This is a genomic window from Mycolicibacterium arseniciresistens, assembly GCF_030519285.1.
In the GTDB taxonomy this organism is placed as follows: Bacteria; Actinomycetota; Actinomycetes; order Mycobacteriales; family Mycobacteriaceae; genus Mycobacterium; species Mycobacterium arseniciresistens.
Genome location: NZ_JAUMSQ010000567.1, coordinates 1 through 728, shown reverse-complemented (window position 1 = coordinate 728; position 728 = coordinate 1). Strand labels below are relative to the sequence as shown.

The window sequence follows — 728 nt, the reverse complement described above, 5'->3', positions numbered from 1 at the left end:
GATCGCCGTCCCCGCGCACTGGGGTCCCGCCACCGTCGGCGCCCTGCGCGGGGCGCTGCGCAACCATCCGGGTCTCGCCTCCGACGGCGCCCCGGCCGCACTCATCCCCGACTCGGTGGCCGCCCTCGCCGCCCTGCAGGCCGCACCCGGCCTTCCCGATGCGGGCGTCGTCGTGCTGTGCGACTTCGGCGGAAGCGGCACCAGCATCACGCTGGCCGACGCGTCGTCCAACCTCGACGCCGTCGGCCAGACGGTCCGCCACGCCGACTTCTCCGGCGACGGTGTGGACCAGCTGCTGCTCAACCACGTCATCACCGGTATCGCCGACGCCAATGACGCCGACCCGGCCGGCACCGCGGCGGTCGGTTCGCTGGCCCGCCTGCGTGACGCGTGCCGGCAGGCCAAGGAGCGGTTGTCCGCCGACACCGCGACGGTGGTGCCCGCCGAACTGCCGGGTGTCCGCACCGATTTCCGGGTGACGCGCGCCGAACTCGAACAGCTCATCGCCGGTGGGCTCGCCGGTGTACTGGCCGCCGTCGAGGACACGTTGCGGCGCAACAACATCGCGCCCGCCGACGTGTCGGCGGTGGCCACCGTCGGCGGCGGCGCCCACATCCCGCTGGTCACCCAGCAGCTCTCGGAGCGACTGCGCGCACCCGTCGTCACCACCCCGCAGTCACAGCTCAACATCGCGGCGGGCGCGGCGCTGGTGGCCGGCCGCGGGCTCA

1 protein-coding gene is annotated in these 728 nt (G+C 74.5%); it reads left to right on the top strand.

Translation table 11 applies throughout. From position 1 onward, the window contains the following. Positions 1–728, top strand: a 728-nt coding sequence (locus tag Q2100_RS31525) for an Hsp70 family protein (RefSeq protein WP_302917162.1), incomplete at both ends; no start/stop codon positions are given.